At 44.2% G+C, this 22,480-nt stretch carries 25 protein-coding genes and 1 riboswitch; of the genes, 11 read left to right on the forward strand and 14 right to left on the reverse strand.

Annotation, left to right across the window (positions count from 1 at the left end; all coding sequences use genetic code 11):
* Positions 1 to 57: 57 nt before the first annotated feature.
* A complete protein-coding gene (locus QYB97_RS20945; protein ID WP_425589834.1) occupies positions 58 to 420 on the reverse strand; it encodes a YlbF/YmcA family competence regulator in 363 nt (120 codons plus the stop codon).
* A 50-nt stretch (positions 421 to 470) separates the two neighbouring features.
* The gene (locus QYB97_RS20950; protein ID WP_301167979.1) at positions 471 to 1,607 is read right to left on the reverse strand and encodes a DUF445 domain-containing protein; all 1,137 of its coding nucleotides are present in this window, start codon (positions 1,605 to 1,607) and stop codon (positions 471 to 473) included.
* A gap of 114 nt (positions 1,608 to 1,721) precedes the next feature.
* Here QYB97_RS20950 and QYB97_RS20955 point away from each other — a divergent pair, with 114 nt between their 5' ends.
* The 5 genes from QYB97_RS20955 (at position 1,722) to QYB97_RS20975 (ending at position 6,944) form a co-directional block, all read left to right on the forward strand.
* Positions 1,722 to 3,086 (forward strand): YheC/YheD family endospore coat-associated protein, encoded by a 1,365-nt coding sequence (locus QYB97_RS20955; RefSeq protein ID WP_301167980.1) that lies wholly within the window; start codon positions 1,722 to 1,724, stop codon positions 3,084 to 3,086.
* Positions 3,087 to 3,171: 85 nt separating this feature from the next.
* On the forward strand, positions 3,172 to 4,056 hold the full coding sequence (locus tag QYB97_RS20960) for a PucR family transcriptional regulator (protein WP_301167981.1): 885 nt from the start codon (positions 3,172 to 3,174) through the stop codon (positions 4,054 to 4,056).
* Between the two features lie 135 nt (positions 4,057 to 4,191).
* Complete coding sequence (locus QYB97_RS20965) at positions 4,192 to 5,292, forward strand: ABC transporter ATP-binding protein (RefSeq protein WP_301167982.1); 1,101 nt, start codon at positions 4,192 to 4,194, stop codon at positions 5,290 to 5,292.
* A gap of 238 nt (positions 5,293 to 5,530) precedes the next feature.
* The gene (locus QYB97_RS20970) at positions 5,531 to 6,298 is read left to right on the forward strand and encodes a transporter substrate-binding domain-containing protein (RefSeq protein WP_301167983.1); all 768 of its coding nucleotides are present in this window, start codon (positions 5,531 to 5,533) and stop codon (positions 6,296 to 6,298) included.
* Complete coding sequence (locus QYB97_RS20975; protein WP_301167984.1) at positions 6,291 to 6,944, forward strand: amino acid ABC transporter permease; 654 nt, start codon at positions 6,291 to 6,293, stop codon at positions 6,942 to 6,944. Before QYB97_RS20970 ends, QYB97_RS20975 begins: the two co-directional genes overlap by 8 nt.
* Positions 6,945 to 6,977: 33 nt before the next feature.
* Here QYB97_RS20975 and QYB97_RS20980 read toward each other — a convergent pair whose 3' ends face one another.
* Positions 6,978 to 7,226 carry a hypothetical protein gene (locus QYB97_RS20980; protein ID WP_301167985.1) on the reverse strand — a complete coding sequence of 83 codons (249 nt, stop codon included), beginning with the start codon at positions 7,224 to 7,226 and terminating at the stop codon, positions 6,978 to 6,980.
* A gap of 76 nt (positions 7,227 to 7,302) precedes the next feature.
* The gene (locus QYB97_RS20985) at positions 7,303 to 7,506 is read right to left on the reverse strand and encodes an alpha/beta-type small acid-soluble spore protein (protein ID WP_090237685.1); all 204 of its coding nucleotides are present in this window, start codon (positions 7,504 to 7,506) and stop codon (positions 7,303 to 7,305) included.
* Positions 7,507 to 7,769: 263 nt separating this feature from the next.
* Between QYB97_RS20985 and QYB97_RS20990 the strand changes: the two genes are divergently transcribed.
* The 4 genes from QYB97_RS20990 to QYB97_RS21005 all read left to right on the forward strand — a co-directional run bounded on the left by QYB97_RS20990 (position 7,770) and on the right by QYB97_RS21005 (position 10,215).
* On the forward strand, positions 7,770 to 9,011 hold the full coding sequence (locus QYB97_RS20990) for a DUF2157 domain-containing protein (protein ID WP_301167986.1): 1,242 nt from the start codon (positions 7,770 to 7,772) through the stop codon (positions 9,009 to 9,011).
* Positions 8,998 to 9,507 (forward strand): GDYXXLXY domain-containing protein, encoded by a 510-nt coding sequence (locus QYB97_RS20995; RefSeq protein ID WP_301167987.1) that lies wholly within the window; start codon positions 8,998 to 9,000, stop codon positions 9,505 to 9,507. The genes QYB97_RS20990 and QYB97_RS20995 overlap by 14 nt, the downstream gene beginning before the upstream one ends.
* Positions 9,508 to 9,599: 92 nt before the next feature.
* Complete coding sequence (gene ymzB, locus QYB97_RS21000; RefSeq protein WP_301167988.1) at positions 9,600 to 9,935, forward strand: protein YmzB; 336 nt, start codon at positions 9,600 to 9,602, stop codon at positions 9,933 to 9,935.
* A gap of 127 nt (positions 9,936 to 10,062) precedes the next feature.
* Positions 10,063 to 10,215, forward strand: a complete 153-nt coding sequence (locus tag QYB97_RS21005; RefSeq protein WP_301167989.1) for a hypothetical protein — start codon at positions 10,063 to 10,065, stop codon at positions 10,213 to 10,215.
* A 38-nt stretch (positions 10,216 to 10,253) separates the two neighbouring features.
* Here QYB97_RS21005 and QYB97_RS21010 read toward each other — a convergent pair whose 3' ends face one another.
* The 9 genes from QYB97_RS21010 to QYB97_RS21050 form a co-directional block, all read right to left on the reverse strand.
* Complete coding sequence (locus QYB97_RS21010; protein ID WP_301168033.1) at positions 10,254 to 12,275, reverse strand: ABC transporter ATP-binding protein; 2,022 nt, start codon at positions 12,273 to 12,275, stop codon at positions 10,254 to 10,256.
* A 4-nt stretch (positions 12,276 to 12,279) separates the two neighbouring features.
* Positions 12,280 to 14,034, reverse strand: coding sequence for an ABC transporter ATP-binding protein (locus tag QYB97_RS21015; RefSeq protein WP_301167990.1), 1,755 nt, complete (start codon positions 14,032 to 14,034; stop codon positions 12,280 to 12,282).
* On the reverse strand, positions 13,997 to 14,137 hold the full coding sequence (locus tag QYB97_RS21020) for a hypothetical protein (protein WP_301167991.1): 141 nt from the start codon (positions 14,135 to 14,137) through the stop codon (positions 13,997 to 13,999). The genes QYB97_RS21015 and QYB97_RS21020 overlap by 38 nt, the downstream gene beginning before the upstream one ends.
* Before the next feature lie 363 nt (positions 14,138 to 14,500).
* Positions 14,501 to 14,971: a 6,7-dimethyl-8-ribityllumazine synthase gene (gene ribH, locus QYB97_RS21025; protein ID WP_301167992.1), complete on the reverse strand. Its 471-nt coding sequence runs from the start codon at positions 14,969 to 14,971 to the stop codon at positions 14,501 to 14,503.
* Between the two features lie 18 nt (positions 14,972 to 14,989).
* The gene (locus QYB97_RS21030; protein WP_301167993.1) at positions 14,990 to 16,183 is read right to left on the reverse strand and encodes a bifunctional 3,4-dihydroxy-2-butanone-4-phosphate synthase/GTP cyclohydrolase II; all 1,194 of its coding nucleotides are present in this window, start codon (positions 16,181 to 16,183) and stop codon (positions 14,990 to 14,992) included.
* 19 nt (positions 16,184 to 16,202) lie between these two features.
* Positions 16,203 to 16,850 carry a riboflavin synthase gene (gene ribE / locus QYB97_RS21035; protein ID WP_301167994.1) on the reverse strand — a complete coding sequence of 216 codons (648 nt, stop codon included), beginning with the start codon at positions 16,848 to 16,850 and terminating at the stop codon, positions 16,203 to 16,205.
* A 178-nt stretch (positions 16,851 to 17,028) separates the two neighbouring features.
* Positions 17,029 to 17,175, reverse strand: a riboswitch (FMN riboswitch).
* Positions 17,176 to 17,265: 90 nt separating this feature from the next.
* Positions 17,266 to 18,012 (reverse strand): oxygen-insensitive NADPH nitroreductase, encoded by a 747-nt coding sequence (gene nfsA, locus QYB97_RS21040; RefSeq protein ID WP_301167995.1) that lies wholly within the window; start codon positions 18,010 to 18,012, stop codon positions 17,266 to 17,268.
* Positions 18,013 to 18,183: 171 nt separating this feature from the next.
* Positions 18,184 to 19,059 carry a LysR family transcriptional regulator gene (locus QYB97_RS21045; protein WP_301167996.1) on the reverse strand — a complete coding sequence of 292 codons (876 nt, stop codon included), beginning with the start codon at positions 19,057 to 19,059 and terminating at the stop codon, positions 18,184 to 18,186.
* A 116-nt stretch (positions 19,060 to 19,175) separates the two neighbouring features.
* Entirely contained in the window at positions 19,176 to 19,496 is a 321-nt protein-coding gene (locus QYB97_RS21050; protein WP_301167997.1) for a thioredoxin family protein, read from the reverse strand.
* Positions 19,497 to 19,652: 156 nt separating this feature from the next.
* On the opposite strand from QYB97_RS21050, the gene dapF reads away from it, so the two are divergent.
* Entirely contained in the window at positions 19,653 to 20,621 is a 969-nt protein-coding gene (gene dapF / locus QYB97_RS21055) for a diaminopimelate epimerase (RefSeq protein ID WP_301167998.1), read from the forward strand.
* Positions 20,622 to 20,656: 35 nt separating this feature from the next.
* Here dapF and QYB97_RS21060 read toward each other — a convergent pair whose 3' ends face one another.
* A complete protein-coding gene (locus tag QYB97_RS21060; protein WP_301167999.1) occupies positions 20,657 to 21,016 on the reverse strand; it encodes a DUF4383 domain-containing protein in 360 nt (119 codons plus the stop codon).
* Between the two features lie 163 nt (positions 21,017 to 21,179).
* On the opposite strand from QYB97_RS21060, the gene QYB97_RS21065 reads away from it, so the two are divergent.
* Positions 21,180 to 22,427 carry an aminopeptidase P family protein gene (locus QYB97_RS21065; protein ID WP_301168000.1) on the forward strand — a complete coding sequence of 416 codons (1,248 nt, stop codon included), beginning with the start codon at positions 21,180 to 21,182 and terminating at the stop codon, positions 22,425 to 22,427.
* Positions 22,428 to 22,480 lie beyond the last annotated feature (53 nt).

Genomic DNA, 22,480 nt, shown 5'->3' on the forward strand with positions numbered 1-22,480 from the left:
ATCCTCGCTTCACAAAAAAAAACGCCCTTCTGCAGAAGCAGAAAGGCGTTTCTCAAATTATTGCTGGTTTTCTTCCGCCATAGGACCGTAAAGCTCTTCAAGCGGCTTTGTGATGATTTTGTTCAAATCAGAAATGGTCACGCTCATGCGCTGCTCGGTGTTCATCAATGTGCTGATGATCTCGTTTTGCTGCACAGCCTGGAATAAAGCCTGAGCCTTTTCCACTTCTTCCTGTGTGATTTGCTCGCCGGACATCTGTTTTTGCTGAAGGCCCATTTGAATCGTGCGGAACTCGTCAAACATTTTTTTAGATTCCGGATCCGCATTCACCTTCGCGTAGCTATCCTTCAAGGTTTGAAAATCCTCACTGTTGCGCAAGGCTTGTTCAAGATCGTAAGCTAAATCATAAAGATTAGACATAATTTAATTTCCTCCTCATACTCTAAATGTCTCTACCACTATAACAGACCTTAGAGCAAGGTCAAAACCAAAGCCTGGAACAAGGCGATAATCCCTCCGAGCAATGCGCCCAGCCAGGTGATCATGGTAAGTTCCTTTTTGGCGACATCAATGATAATTTGCTCAAGCCGCTCAAGCGAAAACGTTTCTACCTGTTCCTCCACGATTTTCGCAATCTGCAGTTTGTCCAAAATCATGGCTAAACGGTCGTTTATCGATTTCATGAACAAGTCCACAATCCTTGGGATGAAGCGTTCCAGAACGGCTTCCTTGTATTGTTCAGGAACGCCTTCAAGCGGCTGATGCAAAAGGTTGCCAATGGGGAGCTGGGAAACGATTCGGGCAGCTCCTGGTTCAACCCATGTTTCCGCATTCAGCATGTCCTGAAGGTCCCCTGCCTTGTGCTGCAGGGCAGACTTCCACTCCTGCCGAATCAACTTTTCTATCGTTTCCTTCGTTTGCGGCTGTTTTAACAGCTTGATCATTTCCGGCTGAATCTTATCTACCAGTTTCACATTTCCAAAAAACATTGAAAGCATATTTAACAGCATGCCTCTTTCTGCCAAAAACGCATCGATCCCTTTGGATACGGTCTCTTTACCATCCTTGCTTTCAAGAAACGCGATGCCTTTATCGATAATAAATTGGGCAGCTGCGCCAATTTTACCGTCCACCGCAGCCGTCATGCTTAAAGGAAGGAGTTCGCTCAATGTCTGCTCCTTTACCTCATTCAGGATAGCGTTCAGCTTGTCCTGAACTAAGGCAGTTGCTTTTTCGGCAATAACAGCCTCAGCATTCGAAACATTCATTTGTTCTTCCAAAAACCGCTGAAGCGTAATGTCACTTTCAAGAAAACCTCTTGCTTCTGTTTTTACAAGTGAAGTAATTTCCTCAATAAAAACAGGATCCGTGACCTTGCTTTGTATGCCTTCAGCTGTTAACAGATGGTTCTTGACCGTTTCCCCCATCTTTATGGCCAAATCATGCCTTCGCTTGGGAATCAGTCCCGGTGTAAATGGCACTTGATACTTTCCAATTTTCCAAGGTTTATAAGGGCGGAACAGCATCCGGATGGCGACTAGATTGGTTAATCCGCCGATTAACGCTCCAACCACAACCAAAAATACGATCTTCATCCAAGTATCCATAGTTATTCTCCTAGTTTAAACACTATTTTCGTGCTGCTTTCATAGTATACGATATGGGCATCAGCCTAATCAAACAAGAGTACCATTTTAAAACGACAACAAGGAGCGAAAGAAATGACGGTTCTCCCTCTACACCCCTGCCCGATTGAAAAGGCTGTACTCTTTCTGCCCGGCCGGCTGCATTTGGATACCGGTGAACGGGTTACCCTGTCCTTCGGTTCGGCCACGGTGACATGCACCGCAATTGCACATTCCAGAGACGAGCTCCGCCTTTCTTCATCCCTCTGGACTGCCCTGAAAATTCCTTTTGCATCCAGGGTTCATCTACATATTCACGGCTCCTCAATCGCAATCGGTCCTTTGGCTGGTATTTTCACATCTCATGTTGGTTACTCACCCATACGCCCTGCCGGGGAGCATTCTTCCTTTTTTGGTAAGCTGCTGTCTGCAGCCAGGCCAGTTGGTTCCTACTACTTTCTGTTTGGGCCCAGTCAAATCGATCCACAACATCAGACCATACAGGGCTACTTTCATGATGGAAGCAGGTGGAACAAGCATGTAGTCCCGCTTCCATCTGTCATTTACAACCAGCTTCCAACCAGGAAAACCGAAAACAGTCCCTCCTGTCAGAAAGCGCTTGATCTTTTTCAAAACGAGTGGAAGATTCCCGTGTTTAACCCTTCTTTTTTTAACAAACAGGAGATTTTCGAGTTGTTGTCCGGGGATGTTGAAACAGCGCATTATCTGCCCTTAACTCTCAGCAATTCAGATGTTGATGGAATTGAGCAGATGCTGAACACTTACCCAATGATTTTCATTAAACCCGTAAACGGAAGCTTTGGCCGCGGCATTAATGCAGTAAGCAAAGTGAAAACCGGGCACTATCTTTGCAGGTTTCAGGAAGGCCCCAGGCTCCTCTCCCTGCAATTTGACCGTTTAACGGATCTGCTTCATTCAAGGAAGCTTCTTCCTCAAAAAGAAAAGGTACTTGTACAGCAAGGAATTGACTTGATTACCATCGGCCCGTCACCTGTTGATTTCAGGATACATTCCAATAAAAACCGTGATGGCCAGTGGGAGATCAGTGCGATCGCCGCAAAAATCGCAGGACCTCAGGCGCTGACGACCCACCTGTCATATGGAGGGGAAGCAAAACCGGCAGAAGATGTAATTAAGCTTGCCGGGCTGCCATCTCCATTAATCAAGGAGCTCAAAGAGGCAGCTCTGAAACTCAGCAAAAAAATTGATGCGAAAACAGAAGGGAACATAGGCGAAATCGGATTTGATCTGGGGATCGACAAGCAGGGACGTATTTGGCTGATCGAAGCAAATTCACGGCCGGGAAAAAGCCTGTTTTCTCATTCCTTATTTCGAAAAGAAGACTATGTAACGCGGAGGCTCCCCCTTCAGTATTCGATATACCTTGCTGAACAATCGTTTCTTTCCAAACCGGCGGCTCTCCCCCTCCACTCCAATTAACTAACCAATGTCCTTTCCCTTCTTTTTGTTAGAACACCATTTGCACTGGTATACTAGGATGAGAATATGAAAAGGAGTTTTTGGCATGCTATCGAAACTTCAACAGCATTATGGCAACCATTTTTCCTTGCACACCGCTGAGCATCCGGAAAAGTATTACTGGTTTGCAGACCAGGCAGGCGTTACGTTCGGCATAGCCAAATCAGCAGTTGCTTCGAGTGAATTGGATCTGCTTCATTCCTTGTTTACAGAAGCACAAACGGATACCCGCCTTTCGGAACAGCAAATTTTTTGGAAAAACGTTATTTCAGGGAGCCTTCAGGGCGAGCACCCGCAAGTCCGCTACCGCTTTATTCATTTTTTCTTAAAAGACGACCTCAGTGACCAGGATTCCTTTCTTGAAGCTGTTTCGGGTATCTTCCCCGATGAAGTGACAGTGCTTTTTATGTCCGGCCATCACGGAGTGCTGATCGAACCCAAAACCAATGAAACCGAAGAACTGCCGTATGATCAGGTAAAGTCGGTTCTCACCGCTGATTTTTATACCGACCTCGATTTGTTTATCGGCATGTGGATGGATAACTATGAAGAGGGGGAAGAACAGTTCCGGATGGAGCGTGAAACATTTTCCTCCATCCGTCCCTATCTCCCTCCTCAGGAAGTATATTTCAGAGAAGATTTGATTCCCTACCTGCTTCTCATTCATCTGGACAAGTCTGCCAGTCATTTCATTTCCAGTCTCATCCCGGATGAATTATATAAAGACCGTGATTTGATTTACAGCATTAAAATCTTTCTGGAATGCAACATGAATCTTTCCATGGCAGCCAAAAAATTGTATATCCACCGCAACAGCCTGCAATACAGGGTAGATAAATTCATCGAAAAAACAGGAATAGACGTGAAACAGTTTAAACAGGCGGTCGCTGTTTACCATGCATTGATCAGCCGTGAAACAGCAATAAGTTAGACCGTTTGTGCACAGTGCACAAAAAACTGCCTGAAAATTTTGGACATGCCTCCAATATACGAAAGCCCTTACATCCGCTACAATTAAGGCAATCAGCAAAGGTCTTTCTTTTGCAAAAACCAAGGGGGCAATACAATGGCAGGAATTAAACTTCAAAAAATCGTAAAACGCTACGACAATAAAGTAACCGCAGTACATGACTTTAACCTAGATATTAAGGACAAAGAATTTATTGTATTTGTTGGTCCCTCCGGCTGTGGTAAATCAACAACTCTTCGTATGATTGCCGGCCTTGAAGATATTTCTGAGGGAGATCTTGTCATCGGAGACCGCGTAGTCAACGATGTTGCCCCAAAAGACCGTGACATCGCGATGGTTTTCCAGAACTATGCGCTTTATCCTCATATGAACGTTTATGATAATATGGCATTCGGCTTAAAGCTTCGTAAATTCAGCAAAGAAGAAATTGAAAAACGTGTAAAAGAAGCGGCTCGTATCCTCGGCCTTGAACAATACCTTGACCGTAAACCGAAAGCTCTTTCCGGCGGTCAGCGCCAAAGGGTGGCGCTCGGACGTGCAATTGTCCGTGATGCACAGGTTTTCTTAATGGATGAGCCATTATCCAACCTGGATGCGAAACTTCGTGTACAGATGCGCGCTGAGATCACCAAGCTTCACCAGCGTCTGCAAACAACAACCATCTATGTAACGCATGACCAAACTGAGGCTATGACAATGGCTACTCGAATCGTTGTTATGAAGGATGGACACATCCAGCAGGTTGGTTCACCTAAGGAAGTATACGATACACCTGAAAACATGTTTGTCGGCGGATTTATCGGAAGCCCGGCCATGAACTTTATCAGTGGAAAAATTGAAGACGGCTTTTTTGTAATCAACAATGATGTCCGCGTGGCAATTCCTGGAGGCAAAATGAAAACCCTCCGTGACCAGGGCTACCTTAATAAGGAAGTAACACTTGGGATTCGTCCGGAAGATCTTCATGATGAGCCAGTATTCATCGAGTCTTCTGCCAACACAAAAATTAATGCCCGCATCGACGTAGCAGAGCTTATGGGAGCTGAGACTTTCCTATATTCCACAATTGCCGGCCAGGACTTCATCGCACGTGTGGACTCCCGCACTGACGTTCGAAATGGCCAGAATATTGATCTTGCTTTAGATATGAACAAATGTCATTTCTTCGATAACGACTCTGAATTACGCATTCACTAAGCAAAAAACATTAATGACATTCGGATCTCCAGCAGGAAGAAGGCTTGCCTTCTCCCTGTTGGAGATTTTTTATTTTTTTGGGTAAATCGTGTGGAAAACAGTTTGGATTAGGGAATAATGTTTTAACATTGACAATTCCTTTTTTTATTGTTTAAATTACAAAGTAATTCTGATGCGTTTTATCGGATTTGATCTTAAAAAATCATCCATTATGGATAAATTACGGAGGTACTCTCACATGAAAAAACTATGGGCCATTCTCATGGTTTCCGTTATGCTAGCAGGAATTTTGTCAGCTTGCGGCAATAATAACGGCGGCAGCGGGTCTAAGAAAAAAGAACTGACGATCGGAACGGAAGCTACATACCCTCCCTTCTCCTATCGTGATAAGAAAACAAACGAAGTAACCGGCTACGATGTTGAAGTAGCAAAAGAAGTTGCGAAACGTCTTGATATGAAGCCGAAAGTCGTACCTACAGAATGGAAGAACATGTTCACTTCACTTGGCAGCCGTTTTGATATGGTAGCCAATCAGGTTACGATTACACCCGAACGCAAAGCACAATATGTCTTCTCCACTCCTTACACGGTTTCCGGTGGACAAGTCATCGTAAACAAGAGCAACAAGGACATTAAAGGAATCAAGGACCTGAAAGGCAAAGTGGTCGGAACCACTCAAGGAAGCAACTATTCCAAGGAAGCTGAAAAAGCCGGGGCAAAGATTAAGTATTATAAAGGCATTGCACAAGTATTATCCGATTTGGACGTAAACCGGGTTGATGCCGCAATGAATGATGAACTGTTCATTTTAAAAGAACTGAAAGACACAAAATACAATGTAAAAGCAGTAGGCAAACCGTTCAACGAGAATAAAATGGCCTTTGCCTTCAAGAAAGATAACAAAGACTTGGCGAAAAAAGTGGACAAGGCTCTTGCTGACATGAAGAAGGACGGTACGCTTGCCAAGATTTCTAAAAAGTACTTTGGAGCGGATGTAAGTGAGTAGTTCGCTCCAGTACATGGTGGACTCCCTCCCGTTTTTACTGGAGGGAGCCAAACTCACCGTTCTCCTTAGCCTGGGGTCCATTATCGGCTCATTAATTTTTGGGCTGGTCATTGCGTTATGCCGAATGTCAAACAACAGAATCCTTTCCCGCATTGCAAGAATCTATATTTCTTTTTTCAGGGGAACTCCTCTTCTTATTCAATTATTGATTTGGTATAACGGTTTTACGTTTGCTATTACTCCTGAAGGATGGCAGGCAGCACTTGTGGGATTAATCCTTCACTTCAGCGCCTATATCGCAGAATCTTATCGCGGAGCCATTCAGTCTATACCCAATGGCCAATGGGAAGCATCCTATTCACTGGGCATGAATTACTATCAGACATTCCGGGAGGTTATCCTTCCTCAGGCATGGCGTATCGCCATTCCGTCGATCTGGAATTCACTGATTGACGTTGCCAAGTCCTCATCACTTGCATCCGTCATTACCGTACCAGAACTTACTTCTATTGCCGATCAGCGGAGTGCATCAAGTTTGATTGTCCTGCCGATTCTGCTGGAAGCCGCACTTATTTATTGGGGGCTATCTACCCTGCTTGAATTGAGCCGTGAACGTCTCGAACGCCGGCTGCGCATTATTAAATAAAATCACCAGCTACCCATTAAGCTGGTGATTTTTTTATGCCCATTCCGATATAAAAACGACAATTTCCTGCCGGCATATATTGCAATAATAAACATGAGGGCACTGCGATTCTTTAAAATCTTCCGGATACCCATCCTCAAGCTTCACACCATCTGAATCCACGTAAGGGCTGTAATCATCAAAATAATCGCTCAGCTTTCCCTGGTCCTCTCCCTTATTGCCGCAGTCAGGGCAATGAAAAGTGACAGTATGTAATTGGTTGCAGAGCGGACACATGCTCATAAGCGTTTCCTCTTTCCAAATGAGGTATTGAAAAAGGGGCGGATCGCTCCACCCCTTTACAGCCATGATTATAGAGTTATCGAGCTGATCCGCTGATTTGTTGTTGAGCCATTGCTACAAGACGTTTAGTGATTTCTCCACCTACAGATCCGTTAGCACGAGCAGTAGTATCAGCACCTAATTGAACACCAAATTCAGAAGCGATTTCGTACTTCATTTGATCAAGAGCTTGTTGAGCACCAGCAACTACTAGTTGATTTGAGCTATTGTTGTTTGCCATTGATATCACCTCCTTGAATCATATTGTGCTTCAACAAAATCAAGATATACGCAGCCTCTCTTTCCAAATAATGTTCTGTTTTCTTTCCATTTCCTTTCTTTGCTGCATTCTCTAAAATGGATTGGCATATCTTCTTGTGAAGTGCTGTAATTTCCGTCCCGCTCTGATAAAGTGAAGAGGAAAATCAACTTTACTTCAATCAGCAATTGGGTTACATTTTAAAATGTATAATTTTTCCACAAAAAAAGAGATGGGGTGAAACATTGAATGATCAATGGTTAGAAAAAGAGGGAAAAAAATGGGTTGAAGAAAGCATTATCAGCGAAGATCAATACCGGTTGATCCTGGCAAAGTATGAGGATAATCATTCACAGAGAGGCATCGGTCTTATTCCAATTTTCGCAAGCATATTGATCGGCCTTGGTATCTTGTCCTTTATTGCAGCGAATTGGGGCGGCATTACTCCACCTTTCAGGCTGGCATTGCTGATCGCCGTTTTATGTATCTGTTACGGACTTGGCCACACCTTTCTTCAAAAAGGCAAGCAAGCTCTTGGGCATTCATTTATTGCTCTTGGCATAGCCTCCTTTGGTGCATCGTTGATTCTTTTGGGGCAAACGTATCACTTTGTTTCGTACGATGCACGCACCTTTATTATCTGGTCTTTGCCCGCCCTTATCTATCTGTACTTCCTAAAGGGAAGGCTGCTGTTTTTCCTTACCTTTGCCATCTTAACCGGGGGACAAATTTATACCCTGACTGAATTTTCAAGCTACAGTTATCTGCTCTTGATTTTGTTCGGGCTTGGGCTGGGGTGGTTCGCCCTGAATGAAAAGAACCGGTTATTTACCCGCTTCTTTGCCGCGGGGTTCGTTCTGCATCTCGTTTTCCTGGCAGGGACCCTTAATGAAAATTGGCTGTGGCTGGTTGTTATTCTTCTCGGGGTATACAGTTTGTCGGAATGGCTTGAGTCAATACTTCGCTCTTCCCTTAAATTTTTTGCTTCAGCTGCCGCGTTTGGCGTGAACCTGGTGCTGTATTTTTCATTAACAAACGCACCGCCAGAAACCATGGAGTACCCGGAACCACTCTGGTTTTTGATTGTTTTTATTCTCTTGGCTGCTTTCCTCATTTATTCAAGAATGAAAGCAGGCACCTTGAGCGCTGTGTTAAAAAGCGGCATTTTATTTATCCCATGGTTTTACCTGGCCACATTCACCGGGAATGTGGCAGTGGGAATTCTTTATTTAATCGTCGCTTTCTTATTTTCCGGATTGCTGCTATCGGAAGGATACCGGACAGAACAACGGTATCAGATCAATTGGGGCATCATATTATTTCTGCTTGTCACTTTTATTGCCTACATTAATCTCGCCTGGTCGTTTATGCCAAAATCTCTTTTCTTCCTGATTGGCGGCATCCTTCTGTTTGCTCTATACTTCTTTTTGCAGAAAAAGAAAAAAGATGTTTTAGAGGAAGGGGGAATTCATCATGAAAAAAAATAAATGGTGGATTGCCTTAATTCTGCTTCAGGTCCTCGTTCTCTTTGGAGTAGCCGGAAGCTATTATGGAGTTAATTATTTTGGCAAGGAGATCCAGCTGAAGACAAAGCCCGTAGACCCATCGGATGTTTTTTCCGGGGACTACGTGTCCTTGAATTATGAAATCAGTGATGCTCCAGACTCCCTTTGGAAAGGAAAGCCCATTAAAGAACCAACACCCGTGTATGTGGTTCTTGCTCCGGAAAACGGAATGTATCACATTAAAAAATTAACGAATGGTTCTCCTGACGTATCAGGCAGCCAGGTTTACTTGAAAGCAAAGGCCACCCCCTCGATGATCGGGATGCTTCATTTAGAATATGGTCTTGAGCGGTTTTATGTGGAAGAAAATACTGGAAAGAAATTTGAAAAACCAGGACAGAAGTTCTCTGTTTCTGTTAAAGTCGCTCCCTGGGGCAAAGGAGTCATCCAGGAAATCATGCCTGAAACAACAAAATAAGCCAGTTTCTGCCGTTAACTTTACCCTTTAATCTCTAATCCAATGGGTTTATTCTTGTGCAATAGGGGTAAATTGTTAATGAGGTGACCCAAATGAGCGAAATGAAAATCATTGATATCAAAAATACAATAAACGACTGGGCCGAACATCAGATTACCATTCGAAAAGAAGAAAATGAAGATTTGGATCAAATCAGCATCCAGCTGGAAAAGGCCACCTTTGAACAGCGGGATTCAGTTGATGACTACATTTCAGACAATGTCATGTTCCTTCATGGGAGGGCGTACAGTACTGAAGACGGTGAAGCAACCGAACTTCCTTCTGTCTTGTATGAAGTGCCACTGGATGGCATTGAGGAAATCAATGTTGATCAAAGCATCATAACGTTTAAAACAAGCCGAGGGCAATACGCCATCATGAAATCTTAAAAGAACCCGCAGAGGGTTCTTTTTTTGCTTTTTTGCCATATAAGTTGTAGAATAGTTTAAAATATTCTAACAACGGGTATTTCTTTTTCAAAACTGATTTTCTTCACATTAAACTAGGAGGGTATGCATGCATCCTGATTGGAAAAAGAAAATCGTGCTCGGCGGTATGTCCACATCCTTGGGTGGTCCATCCACTTCCACCGAAACTGCTGTCCCGGAACATGAAGTAAAGCTCATGGAATCAGAAAAAGCAGCAACTGAACAAAAAGCAGCACAATAGATACAATAAAAGGGAGCCGCCGATGGCTCCCTTTTGTGTTATACGGCTTTACTTGTCTGCTGTCCCTGCTGTATTTGATACATCTGATAATAGCGGCCGCCTTCTTTCATCAGGGACTGGTGAGTTCCCCGCTCCATAATTTTGCCGCGGTCGAGAACCAGAATCTGATCGGCGTTTTTTATCGTGGACAGCCGGTGTGCAATAATAAAGGTCGTTCTCCCCTGCTTGAGCACGTCAAGCGCATTTTGGATAATGGCTTCTGTTTCGGTATCAATGCTGGCTGTTGCTTCATCCAAAATTAAAATCGCCGGATTAAAGGCTAGCGCTCTGGCAAAAGACAGCAGCTGCCGCTGGCCCGCAGAAAGGGTGCTCCCCTTTTCGATAACCGGTTCATCCAGGCCGCCGGGAAGGTTTTGTACAAATGGCATGGCCCCTACATCGGTGAGTGCTTTTTCCACCATTTCTCTCGTGATGGAAGGGTCATCAAGGCTGATATTTGACGCAATTGTGCCGCTGAACAAAAATGGATCCTGCAGAACAATGCCCATGTGCTCACGCAAAACCTGCTTGGGCATTGCCATGATATCCTTGTTATCAATGAGTATCTTTCCCTGCTTAATATCATAAAAACGAAACAGCAAATTCATGATTGAACTTTTTCCGGAACCGGTATGTCCGACAAGCGCCAGGGTTTCTCCTTGCTTTGCTTCAAAGGAGATATGGTTCAGCACATTTTCACCCTCATTATAAGCGAAGCTTACATCCCTGAATGAGACATTCCCTTCATAGCGGGGCGTCTTTCTCACGTCCACATCCATTCCTGACTCATCAAGAAGAACAAACACGCGCTCTGCCGACACAAGCGCCTGCTCCAGCTGTGCCAGCTGATTCACCATCCCGGTAATAGGCTGAAACAGCCGGTTCAAATAATCCACAAAAGCATACAGGACACCAACGGAAATCAAGGCATCCGCTTTTAAAGAAGCTCCCCCGAAATACCAGATGAGTGCCACGAACGCCAGGTTCCTGAGGACACTTACAAGATTATGCGACGTCAGGCCGTTTAAGCTCAGCAGCTTGTTTTGGTAAGAGAAATACGTTTGATTCATGTCCTCGAATTCTTTCACCGTCTCTTTTTGACGCCTGAACGCCTGGATGATCGGCATTCCCTGAATGGATTCATTCACCATACCGTTAATGTCACTTAAAGTGGAACGGATAATATGGTTATACTTGGACGCAACTTTTCTGTACAGCTTGATCCATACAAGGAGAATAGGAACCAAAACCATAGTAATCATGGCGAGGCGGGCATCCAGGATAAAAAGAGCTGTGAAGATTCCCGCCATATAGATGATTCCCGTGAAAAAGTTGGACAGTACATTTACAAACAATTCTTTGATTGCTTCTGTATCGTTCGTTACCCTGGACACTATTTTCCCTGCAGGCTGATTGTCAAAATACGTAATCGGCACCCTCTGGATCTGGGAGAAAACATCCTGACGCAGTTTTTTGATCACAAGGTTGGACGAGCTTTGCAGCATATAATGCTGCCCATACTGAAAGATACTCGCAATCAGAAGCAGAACAAAATAAAAACCGGTCAGTTTGATGAGTCCGCTTATCTCAGGCTTGTAGAAATCAAAAAGCTTATTATTTATTATAGGTATTGCCGGGTATTCTTTTGTAACACCTTTATTATTAACGGTGATTTTATTTTTGCTGTAGCTCTTCTCGCCTTCAATAGCGGCAGGCTGCGGAATGAAATAATATGTTCTTCCGATCTGGGTGATCCTGACTTGCCTGCCCTTGCTTTCACCCGGCAGCAGCCGGTCTTCCCTCTTATAATGCCTGCCCTGAAAAGCTACCGCGTTTTCTGAACCGGCTCCCGTTTCAAACCATGGCTTTTCGATACCCAAAATGTGTACATCTATCATCCGCTTCGCTATAAAGGGACCCGTAAGCTCTGCCGATACCGCAAGGGCCAGCAGAAGAAGCCCAATCATAAAGCTCTTTTTATAAATCAAGGCATATTGATACAATCGTTTTCCAGGCTTCACTTTTTTACACCGCCCTTTCATCGAGGCGCTCTTCAACTTTTTGCCGCTCATACTGTTCGCTGTACCAGCCGCCGTGCTCAAGAAGTTCATTATGTGTTCCCTCTTCGGCAATCTCTCCATCATCCATTACAATGATCTGGTCCGCGTGCTCAACCGCCGATAACCGGTGAGTCGTGATCAATGTTGTTTTCCCGGCTCTTTCTCTTCTTATGTTTGAGATGATGGCTGCTTCCGTTTTTGCATCGACCGCTGAAAGGGCATCATCCAGCAGGAGGATCTCGGGATCGATCAACAGGGCCCTGGCAATGGAAACCCGCTGTTTTTGTCCGCCGGACAGTGCGACGCCCTTTTCCCCTACCAGCGTATTAAGTCCATGCGGCAAATACCTCACATCCTGATCAAAAGCTGCCATTTTAAGAGCATGCTCAAGCTCCTTATCCGTTCCCGCGCTGTTTCCAAACAGTACATTCTCTCGAATTGTTTTTGAAAAAAGGGTGGCTTCCTGCGGAACATAGCCGATCCATCCCTGGATATCCTCCAGGGCAAGCTGCGCCAGATCTTTATCCGAGATGCTGATGGTTCCCTCACCTAGCGGATACTCACGAAGGAACTGCTTGAGCAGCGTGGTTTTGCCGCTGCCTGTTCGTCCGACAATCCCAAGTGTCTGGCCTTTTTTCACGCTTACATGAATTCCTTTTAAGTTATCCGTTTCTGATGATGGATAACGGAACGATACATTACGAAATTCAATGGTGCCCGGCAGGTTCAGCTTTACCGGATGAGGAGGGCTTTTTACATCCGGTTCATAGGCCAGTGTTTCGTTCACCCGGTCCAATGACGCATTTCCCCGCTGCATGACATTGATTAGTTCGCCGACCGCAAACATCGGCCATATCAGCATTCCGAGATACACGTTGAAGGAAACAAGCTGTCCAAGAGTGATCGTATTGTGAAAAACAAGATAGGCGCCATATCCCAACCCAATCAAATAGCTGATTCCTACCAGCACTTTAATGGTCGGCTCAAATAACGCATCCACCCTGGCGACCGCCACGTTTTTCCCGTAGACATCATCCGTGAGCGTTTCAAAACGTGCCATGTCTGCCTGCTCCTTAACATAAGCACGGATTACCCTTACTCCCGAAATACTCTCAAGCACCTGATCATTCATATCTCCAAAGGCATCCTGTGCCTGCAGAAACCGTTCATGCACCTTCTTTCCGTACAGGCTCATGGCAATGGCCATGATTGGCAGTGGAATGACCGCGGCAAGCGTCAGTTTCCAGCTGATAAACAGCCCCATGGTAGACAAAATGACGAGCATGAATATACTCGAGTCCACAAGTGTGAGAATCCCGAATCCTGCAGTAACTGAAATGGCCTTTAAATCGTTGGTCGCCCTGGCCATAAGATCACCCGTCTTGTTTTTTTCATAAAACGAGGGAGTCATCTTTAAGAGGTGCCTCATGAATTTGGAGCGGAGGATCCGTTCCACAACAAATGCCCCGCCAAATAACTGATACATCATGAAGTACGTTAAGATATAAGTAATGATCAATAAGCCTGTGTACATTAAAATCGTTTGGATCAATGTTTCTTTAGTCAATTTACCCAGATTAATGGCATCGATCGAATTGCCCACTATTTTTGGAGGGATAACCTCCAGAATGCCAACCAAAATCAAAAGAACAACCGCTACCGTATAGCGCTTCCAATGCTCTTTAAAGAACCAGCTTAATTTGCTTAAAACTGAAAACATTGTTCCACTCCTCCCATCTTGCAGCCGCTGCTGCGAAAGCTACCCCGAGCCCAAAGAAAGCCCCCACTTCAATCTCACCATAATTAATAATCTCATCCTGCATCTCTCCTTTAGAAGAATGATAAATTTAACCCAAAAACAAAAAAGCATACCGCCTCAGGGAGGCGATATGCTAAAAATAGAGACACGTCACGTCACAAAGGAAAAAGTGCGGCCGTGTGCCTTCAGGTTATGCGTAGTTACGGAATGGCCGGTCACCATATAAAATTGAAAAAGATCTGCTTGTTAAACCGTGTAAACGAATCATAGTCTTTTTCATGACACAACCATCCTTTCAATAAATTGTAATTTCTTTTAACCTCAGTAATGTTATCATTATTATGACTAAATTGTCAATATCGAATATTGTATATTTTCTAACAATTATTAAATATAAAAAGTTCGCCAGAGACGAACTTTTTACTCATTAAAAATTAAATTGACGGTTTAAATTGGCCATTTCAATGGCAGAAGCTGCTGCTTCCCAGCCCTTGTTTCCAGCTTTTGTGCCTGCACGTTCAATGGCCTGCTCGATGGAATCAGTGGTCAAAACCCCAAATATTACTGGGATGCCTGACTGAAGTGAAGCGGTTGAGACACCTTTTGCCGCTTCGTTGCACACATAATCAAAGTGAGGTGTTGATCCGCGAATAACTGTTCCAAGCGTAATCACTGCATCGTATTTTCCGGAATCAGCCATTTTTTTTGCGATCAAAGGAATTTCAAACGCTCCCGGCACCCACGCCACATCCACACTCTCTTCTTCCACACCATGGCGCTTCAATGCGTCCTGTGCGCCGCCAAGCAGCTTGTTTGTAATAAATTCATTGAACCGGCCTACCACGATCCCTACTTTTAGTCCTGTTCCGATTAAGTTTCCTTCAAAAATGTTTCCCATTGCGTGCTTCCTCCTCTGTTAGAACTGCAGCAAGTGCCCCAGTTTCATCTTCTTTGTTTTTAGATAGTTTTCATTGTCTTTATTTGCCGGCATTTGAATCGGCACCCGCTCAACCACCTCAAGATCGTACCCTTTCAGCCCGGTTATTTTACGCGGGTTGTTGGTTAAAAGACGCATTTTCTTGATGCCGAGCTCCTTTAAGATCTGAGCTCCGATGCCATAGTTTCGAAGATCTGGCGCAAAGCCGAGCTTTTCATTGGCTTCCACGGTGTCCAGTCCTTCTTCCTGAAGCTTATAGGCGCGCATCTTATTCAACAGTCCGATTCCACGGCCTTCCTGCCTCATATAGAGCAATACACCTGAACCGGCTTCTTCGATTTGCTGAAGTGCCGCATGAAGCTGCGGACCGCAGTCACAGCGGTGTGAGCCGAATACATCACCTGTCAGGCATTCAGAATGCACTCTTACAAGCACCGGCTTTTCCGGATCGATTTTCCCCTTGATAAGTGCCACGTGTTCTTTATCGTCAATAAGGTTGGAGAACCCGATTGCTGTGAAATCCCCAAAATCCGTGGGCAATTTAATTTCGACTTCTTTTTTGACCATTTTTTCTTTGCGGTTGCGGTATTGAATGAGGTCTTTAATGGTGATGAATTTCAAGTCATGCTCCAGTGCCAGTTTTTGCAGCTGCGGCACCCTTGCCATCGTTCCATCTGCATTCATGATTTCACAAATCATGCCCGCCGGTTTTGCGTCTGCCAGCAAAGCCAGATCAACGGCGGCTTCCGTATGTCCTGCCCGTCTCAGCACGCCTCCTTTTTTGGCGATCAAAGGAAAAACATGGCCGGGACGCTTGAAGTCTCCGCCTTTGGATCCTTCTTCAACCATTTTTTGAATGGTGATGGCCCGCTCAGCAGCCGAAATTCCTGTTGTTGTGCTCTCATGGTCAATGCTTATGGTAAAGGCCGTACCGTGGGGATCTGTGTTATTGGTGACCATCGGTGTAAGCTCCAGCTTAGCTGCAAGATTTTCATCAATCGGTGCACAAATCAGCCCTCTTCCGTGAGTTGCCATAAAGTTTACGGTGGCAGGTGTTACTTTTTCAGCAATGGCAACAAAGTCTCCTTCATTTTCCCTGTCCTCATCGTCCACAACAATGACAGGTTTACCATTAATCAAATCCTCAACCGCTTCTTCTATACTGTGAAACATCGATCATCCCTCCTCTGCTTTAAAACCCATGCTCTGCTAAATAGTCCATTGTTATGGCTGATTTTTGTTTTTCTTCTTTTTTGCCTGTAATAAATTTTTCAACATATTTTCCAAGCATGTCGCATTCCACATTCACCGAATCTCCCTTGGTTTTATCGCCCAATACGGTATGAGAAACGGTATGAGGGATCAATGAGACCGTAAATGTATCGTCCGTCAAACCAAAAATGGTCAGGCTTGTTCCGTCCACAGCCACCGAGCCTTTTTGGAGCAGGTAGTTGGACAGACTTTTTGGAACTTTTATATCGTAATAAATGGCATTCTTTTCGGGCCGTTTTTGTACTATTTCACCAGTACCATCAATGTGGCCGCTGACGAAATGCCCTCCAAACCGGCCGCCGGATGACATGGCCCGTTCCAGGTTTACTTTGGAGCCAAACGATAAAAGCTTCAATCCTGTGCTCCGGTAGGTTTCTGGCATAATATCAACGGTAAAGCTTTTCTCGGAAAAAGTGGTCACCGTCAGACAAACACCGTTGACGGAGATGCTGTCCCCCAGCTGAACATCATCAAGAACTTTTGAAGCGGAAATGGTTAAGACAATGGTTTCGTTTCCTTTTTTTATTCCCTCGATTGTACCTAATTCTTCTACGATTCCAGTAAACATTGATTCACCTCCTGCTGTGCTGCTGTTTTAATCAAGGAATGAAAAAAACCCCTGAAAGTCATTACGCTCCAGGGGTTTCTATCTATTGCATTCTGAAAATACTCATCATATCAATAAACAGTAAGTCGAAATAAGCCTTTGGTGTACTTGTAAAAAAGCAGTCCAAAAAAGCATTTCGTCATTCCTTCTCCCATCCAGACTATACTGTCGGCTCTGGAATTTCACCAGATCCACCGTCCGCTTAAAAAAGCATCCGGGTCACGGACTGAGAGGATTATACCTCATCACCGCCGGTTGGGAATTACACCCGACCCCGAAGGAAATATAATATTTAATTACTTGCACAATGTAAGTATAACGTTCTTTACCGCCTGTTACAAATATCAAATCCCGAAACCGGCTTTTTTTACTGCGCTTATTGCCGGTCCAAACCTTTGGATTCAATGAATTCCTTCATGTACGTCCGCTTCGGCTGGCTCATTACTCTTGCCATTTGTGTAGCCCATCCTTCGTCCCGTGTTCCACCCGTACGTTCTCTGTAATACTCAGCGGTCTGCAGTTCAAATTCTTTAAGGATTGGAAGAGCCTTTTCATCTTCAGCATACTGGTTTTTGTGGAAAACTGCTGTCTGAGGCAGCCGCGGCTTTAATCCCGGTGCCGCATCAGGATAGCCGACTGCCATTCCAAACAATGGAACCACATGATCCGGGCAGCGCAGCAGCTCTGAAACCTCCGGTAAATTATTGCGGATGCCTCCGATATAAACGATGCCCAATCCAAGCGATTCTGCTGCCACCGCCACATTCTGGGCCGCAAGTGCCACATCAATCATCCCGACCATGAATCCTTCTTTGGAACTTATGGTATCATCCACATTTTTGCCGGCGATTTGTGCCATCAGCTCATGGCGATGATAATCCAGGCAAAAAACAAAGAAATAGCCATTTTGAGCAACATAGGTTTGATTGCCCGCGAGCTCAGCCAGCTTGTCTTTGATGCTCTGCTCCTCAATGCCTATGATGGAATAAACCTGTTGATAGCTTGATGTGGATGCAGCCTGAGCGCATTGAATAAGTGTTTCCACGGTGTCCTGGCCAATCGGTTCGTCTTTAAACCGGCGAATGGACCTGTGAGATAGAATATTTTTTATCGTTTCGTTCATCCTGCGAAAAACCCCTTCCTTTTGGGTACATCATTATGTTACCTAATCTAGCATAAGATTAATCCAAACGAAAAGCAGAGCGGCTTATGCCGAACATAAAAAAAGTCCCGGGATCTCCCGAGACTCATTTCTATTTAGTGAATTTTTGCTTCTTACATAATTATTTAGTGTTTAATATTGAAGAAGATGATGGATAAACTTTTTGACGGCGTATGTTTTGTATTTTTGCTTTTTCATGATAATTCCTAGGTGCCACGGGATATCCACCTCCTTTATTCTTACCATTTGGATATTTGGATCATTGGCTTTGTTAAACATGGAAACCGGCAAAAAAGAAACACCAAGATTTTCACCCACAAGACCGGTTATGAAATCCCATTGCGAGCTTTTATAGGCAATGGCCGGTTCAAACCCTGCTTGCCGGCAAACCCCCAGCATTCTGCCGTAAAGAGCAAATTCTTCGGTGAAAAAAATGAACGTTTCATCCTGCAGTTCTTTTAACTCGATTTGCTTCCTTCCGGCAAGAGGATGCTGGCTGCTCACCACAAGAGCCATGACATCCTTCATAAAAGGAACCACATCAAATTGCTCTTCATCCACTGGCAGAACGGATACTCCAAGTTCCAGCTGTCCGGCCATTACTTCTTCTTCCACTTTTTTTGCACCGTGTTCATCCAGCTTGATGGCGATTTCAGGATAGCTTTTATGAAAGTCCCCAAGGATCTTTGGAAAATACAACGTGCCTATGACCGGGGGCAAGCCAATGGAGACCTGTCCTTTTTTTAAATTCATCACATCATACAGGGAGGAAGACAAATCCTCCATTGAGTGAAGGATCTGCTGGGCGTGACGGTATACCGCCTGCCCGGCATCTGTTAATTCAATTGTTCTCCCTGAGCGGTCAACCAACTGGACTTCCAGTTCATCTTCGAGTGATTTGACCATTTTGCTTAAAGATGGCTGGGAAAGGAACAGGGTCTGCGCGGCTTTTGTAAAACTTTTCTGCTTCCCGACCTCTACAAAATACTTTAATTGTCTGATATCCATTGCAAGTCCCTTTCATGGCAATATACTGGTCTTTTATTCATTTTACCCATGTAAGAGGCAAAAAAAAGCTGCAGTAAGCAGTCAAACTTCCAACTGCACCGCAGCTATGAATCAAATTAAACGGGAAGACTTTCCAGGTATCCGCGTACATCCTCAGGTGTTTTTGCATTTGCGCTGTGCAGATGAGCCAGCTTTTCTCCGCCTTTGAACAATAACAGGCTCGGAATTCCCATAACCTCATACTTTTCTGCGAGTTCAGGAAATTTGTCTCTGTCAATTTCGTACCAGGCTTTATCCTTATGTTCTTCCATAATTTCTGGAATAAATACTTCAAGACGCCTGCAGTCAGGGCACCATCCTGCTGTAAAGATCATGATTGTTTCCTTGTCTGCTGAAATAATCTCATTAAATTCCTCTAGCGTTTGCACTTCTTTCATCGCAATAGCCTCCCTTTTTTCTCTTACTACTATTATATAACATGCCAGGTTCCCAGCATGAAATATTATGACTTCCCAAATGGTTAGATATTAACATTTTCCCACGATTACTGGTATGATACTAGTAAATATAATGTAACGAAAGGACGACACCCATTGAAGATCGACATTCTAAAAACTCACGGATCCTACAATGATTTTATTTTAATTGATGAATACAGCAATGACTATGGATTAAATGACGAACAGCGGACGTCTCTGACCCAGACTCTTTGCGACCGTGACCAATCCATTGGCGCAGATGGCATTCTTTTCATCCAAAAAAGCGATAAGGCAGATGCCCGTATGCGGATTTTCAATTCAGATGGTACAGAACCGGAAATGTGCGGAAACGGCCTGCGCGTTGCCGGAAGATACGTTACCGAGCTTCTTGGAACCGATCAAGCCGTAGTGGAAACACAAAAGGCCAACCTTAATGTTCAAAAGAAGGACAGCATTTATGAGGATATCCAAACATATGAAGTGTTGATCGGGCCAGTTTCCTTTGATGTCTCCACCCTCCCTGTCATCCATGGAGAGGATACACTTCAGAATACCGTTATTCCAAAGCTTTCACCTGATTTAACATTCACAGCTGTAAGTATGCCCAATCCCCATATTATTACGCTCGTAAATGAAATACGTGAAAACCAGGTGGCTGAAATCGGGAAGAAAGCCAACGAACTTAAGGAAGTTTTCCCAAAAGGCGTGAATGTCAGCTTTGTAAAAGATCTTGGTGATTCAAAGATTTTTGTCCAAACCTATGAACGCGGAGTAGGGATAACCAACTCCTGCGGAACGGCTATGTCCGCCTCAAGCCTTATTACCTGCCTGCTTGGCATTAACCATCCTGAGAAAGAAGTCACCGTATTGAACAACGGAGGGATGGTCCGCTGCAAAGTCAACAAGCTTGAGCAAGGAGGCTACTCCGTTCTTCTCAGAGGAAATGCGACGTATGTTTTCTCAGGAGTTCTTGATTTTGACTTCAGCCAGCCCGAAGACTCGGAATTTCACTTGGAAGAAGAATATCCGCACGAAGAAGAAAGCTACCGTAAGCTTGAAGCTTACGCAAAAGATGTTCAATAAAAAAGACAGGAACCCGTTCTAGGGTCCTGTCTTTTTCATTGTGAAACCGTCGTGTCCGCTGATTTTGAAGGCTGCATGACGTAACCTGCTGCAAGGGACGATAAAGCGATCAGAAAGTGAAGGACATTATCGGCAGGCATAAAATGAATGCCGGCAAACTTTGGAGTAAACAATCCAAGTATCCCCACCAGCAAATATACAAATCCAGCTATTTTTAAATAGATGACCGCCATCTTTTTTGTTCCGCTTGTAAGTATGGCCACAATACCAGAGGCGAGGTGCACCAGATTATGGATGGCTGTCAAATGAAATAACCCCTCCATCGGAAAAATGAAACCTGCAATTGCCAATAGAATAAACACGGTACCTAAAACCTTTGTATAAAGCTGAGCCATCCGATTCACCCTTTTTAAAAAGTTTAATAAGCCAACGGACCCACACAAGAAAAAGATCATTTTTGACCGAAAAAATATTTTAGTAATTCATTGACGAAATATTGCATAAAAAATACAATTAAATAAACTATCCAGTCAGTTTTATGATAAAAAGGGGGATCCTATGAAATCATCATTTTTTACAGAGAACCGAAAAAAGCTGGCCGCACAGCTTCCAAATGAAAGTATTGCCGTTTTGTTTGCGGGTGAAGCTCCTTATAAATCAGCAGATGAGCGCTATCCTTTCACCCCAAACCGTAATTTTTATTACAACACCGGCATTGACGGGCAGAACATTATTCTTGTAATCAAGAAGACCGCAGGAACGGTTGAAGAGACACTTTTTATTGAAAAGCCGGATCCCGTAATGGAAAAGTGGGTTGGCGTTACCATTTCACAAGACGAAGCGAAATCCGTTTCTGGAATCGAACATGTTCAATACCTCGAATCATTCGAATCATCGATTGGCCGAACCTTGTTTACTGAGCATGTACAAACTGTATTTCTTGATTTGGAGCAAAGGGAGTTCAAAGGATGGCAGTCAAAAGCTACCCTTTTTGCCAGGCATCTTCAGGAGCATTTTCCCCAAGTGGCCATTCGCAATGCTTATCCGATAATTACTGAATTGAGGGTATTCAAAACAGCGGAGGAAATCGAGAAGATTAAAGAAGCGATTCACATCACGAAAGAAGGCATCTACAACGTGATGAAGCACGCAAGGTCCGGTATACTGGAAAATGAACTGGAAGCACACTTTAACTTTGTTCTTAAAACAGCGGGAGTAAAAGACTTTGCTTTTCACACGATTTTGGCAAGCGGAAAAAACGCGACCGTACTGCATTATGAAAACAATGATTCTCTCATTGAAAAAGACCGCTTGATCTTGCTTGACCTTGGTGCTCAAAAAGACTATTACAATGCTGATATCAGCTTCACTTTCCCTGCAGACGGAAAGTTCACAGAAAGACAAAAACAGATCTACAGCATCGTGCTGAAGGCTTTAAAAGAGACTACAGCTCTTATAAAACCCGGCCTGAAATTCGCGGAATTAAACGAACGTACGAAAGCTATTCTGGCCGAAGAATGCATGAAGATCGGATTAATTAAAGAAGCATCAGAAATCTCCAATTACTACTATCACGGCGTGAGCCATTTCCTTGGCCTTGATACCCATGATGTTGGATCCTACAAAAACCGGGTGCTTGAGCCGGGGATGGTGCTCACCATTGAGCCGGGACTTTACATTGAAGAAGAAGCAATTGGCATACGAATAGAAGATGACATCCTGGTCACGGAAGACGGCTATGAGAACTTGTCTGCGGACATAATCCGCACCCCGGACGAAATTGAGGCGTTCATGTCTGATCGCTAATAAAAAGGAGCCACAGACAACCTGGTCTGTGGCCCTTCTTTTTTTACTAACAA

Origin of the sequence: Fictibacillus fluitans (assembly GCF_030418125.1) — a bacterium.
GTDB lineage: Bacteria > Bacillota > Bacilli > Bacillales > Fictibacillaceae > Fictibacillus_C > Fictibacillus_C fluitans.

Coding starts and splice junctions, on each gene's coding strand:
- ymzB (WP_301167988.1), top strand. CDS start 9,600: ATGAGCGAAATGAAAATCATTGATATCAAAAATACAATAAACGACTGG.
- QYB97_RS21005 (WP_301167989.1), top strand. CDS start 10,063: ATGCATCCTGATTGGAAAAAGAAAATCGTGCTCGGCGGTATGTCCACA.
- QYB97_RS20955 (WP_301167980.1), top strand. CDS start 1,722: ATGACGGTTCTCCCTCTACACCCCTGCCCGATTGAAAAGGCTGTACTC.
- QYB97_RS20945 (WP_425589834.1), bottom strand. CDS start 420: ATGTCTAATCTTTATGATTTAGCTTACGATCTTGAACAAGCCTTGCGC.
- QYB97_RS20970 (WP_301167983.1), top strand. CDS start 5,531: ATGAAAAAACTATGGGCCATTCTCATGGTTTCCGTTATGCTAGCAGGA.
- QYB97_RS21065 (WP_301168000.1), top strand. CDS start 21,180: ATGAAATCATCATTTTTTACAGAGAACCGAAAAAAGCTGGCCGCACAG.
- QYB97_RS21050 (WP_301167997.1), bottom strand. CDS start 19,496: ATGAAAGAAGTGCAAACGCTAGAGGAATTTAATGAGATTATTTCAGCA.
- QYB97_RS20965 (WP_301167982.1), top strand. CDS start 4,192: ATGGCAGGAATTAAACTTCAAAAAATCGTAAAACGCTACGACAATAAA.
- QYB97_RS20950 (WP_301167979.1), bottom strand. CDS start 1,607: ATGGATACTTGGATGAAGATCGTATTTTTGGTTGTGGTTGGAGCGTTA.
- QYB97_RS21030 (WP_301167993.1), bottom strand. CDS start 16,183: ATGTTTCACAGTATAGAAGAAGCGGTTGAGGATTTGATTAATGGTAAA.
- QYB97_RS21020 (WP_301167991.1), bottom strand. CDS start 14,137: ATGCAGGATGAGATTATTAATTATGGTGAGATTGAAGTGGGGGCTTTC.
- ribH (WP_301167992.1), bottom strand. CDS start 14,971: ATGGGAAACATTTTTGAAGGAAACTTAATCGGAACAGGACTAAAAGTA.
- QYB97_RS21015 (WP_301167990.1), bottom strand. CDS start 14,034: ATGTTTTCAGTTTTAAGCAAATTAAGCTGGTTCTTTAAAGAGCATTGG.
- ribE (WP_301167994.1), bottom strand. CDS start 16,850: ATGTTTACTGGAATCGTAGAAGAATTAGGTACAATCGAGGGAATAAAA.
- QYB97_RS20980 (WP_301167985.1), bottom strand. CDS start 7,226: ATGAGCATGTGTCCGCTCTGCAACCAATTACATACTGTCACTTTTCAT.
- QYB97_RS21060 (WP_301167999.1), bottom strand. CDS start 21,016: ATGGCTCAGCTTTATACAAAGGTTTTAGGTACCGTGTTTATTCTATTG.
- nfsA (WP_301167995.1), bottom strand. CDS start 18,012: ATGAACGAAACGATAAAAAATATTCTATCTCACAGGTCCATTCGCCGG.
- QYB97_RS20985 (WP_090237685.1), bottom strand. CDS start 7,506: ATGGCAAACAACAATAGCTCAAATCAACTAGTAGTTGCTGGTGCTCAA.
- QYB97_RS20995 (WP_301167987.1), top strand. CDS start 8,998: ATGAAAAAAAATAAATGGTGGATTGCCTTAATTCTGCTTCAGGTCCTC.
- QYB97_RS21045 (WP_301167996.1), bottom strand. CDS start 19,059: ATGGATATCAGACAATTAAAGTATTTTGTAGAGGTCGGGAAGCAGAAA.
- QYB97_RS20960 (WP_301167981.1), top strand. CDS start 3,172: ATGCTATCGAAACTTCAACAGCATTATGGCAACCATTTTTCCTTGCAC.